Annotated in this window: 1 protein-coding gene; it reads left to right on the top strand. The window is 48.5% G+C overall.

All coding sequences use genetic code 11. The features are described 5' to 3' along the window. Positions 1–965 (top strand): DUF637 domain-containing protein (locus C5469_RS23945; RefSeq protein WP_242689579.1); only part of this gene is annotated, 965 nt, incomplete at both ends.

Raw genomic sequence — 965 nt, 5'->3', positions numbered from 1 at the left:
TTGACTACGGCTCTGTTGGCTAATATTGGCAGCCAGATTCATGCTGAAGGTGCCAGATTGATTGGTGATAATGGCGAAGTGCTAGGAGTGCCGGGCAAAACGTTAAGCCACGCAGTTGTGGCAGGCATCAGTGCTGAAATTGGCCGGGGAAATGCCAAAGGTGCAATGGCGGGGGCTTTGGCTGCGGAACTGGCTGGTATCATGATGGGAGATAATCTTATCAAAGCCGAAGAATGGCAGAGAACATCGGAGCGACAAGCGCAAATTGCCCGTGTTTTTGGTGGCTTTGCCGGTGCGGTATTTACCGGTAAAGCAGACGGTGCTTATAGTGGCGCAAGCGGTGCGGAGAACACTTTCCGTTATAATTACCTGGCTCATCACCAGCGGGAATTAATGGAAAAAGAGCTTGCGGCGGAATCCAATTACCTTAAAAAAGCGCAGATTTTTGCTAAATGGGGCTTGATTAGTGGTTCACAAGATGGCCATCTGGCTGCGGGTTTCGTATCCGGTATTCCATCAGAACTCTATGATAGTGTGATGGCAGTTGTTGGAGCGGTATCTAATCCTTCGGAAGTCATTGAATCGCTTAGAACACTGTTGATTCAGGAGGATATGCCCGGCTTTATCTGGCAAGCGACAAAGGAGGGCTATCTCAAGCAGCTTGATGTTGTCAAAGCTGAATATGAAAAAGCGGGTCCAGAAGGGGCCTATAATGCGGGTCTGGAGATAGGAAAACTGGTTACTGGAATAGCCAGTATGGCAGGCGGTGGCTTTGGTGCGGTCAAAGGGTCTACATCTGCCACGGCTAAGTTATCAAAAGTCATCTCAAAAGATCCGCACCCAACAGTAGACATCCGTCATGTGTATCGGGTAGAAAAAGATGGTAGTAAAACTCAAATGGCATGGGGAGAAGGTAACTATAAGCAGGGGTATCCTTTTGAGGATTTTGTTGCTACGCAGATGCC

It is taken from the genome of Photorhabdus cinerea (genome assembly GCF_011189575.1).
Taxonomy (GTDB): domain Bacteria; phylum Pseudomonadota; class Gammaproteobacteria; order Enterobacterales; family Enterobacteriaceae; genus Photorhabdus; species Photorhabdus cinerea.
This window is presented reverse-complemented; position numbering and strand designations above follow the sequence as displayed.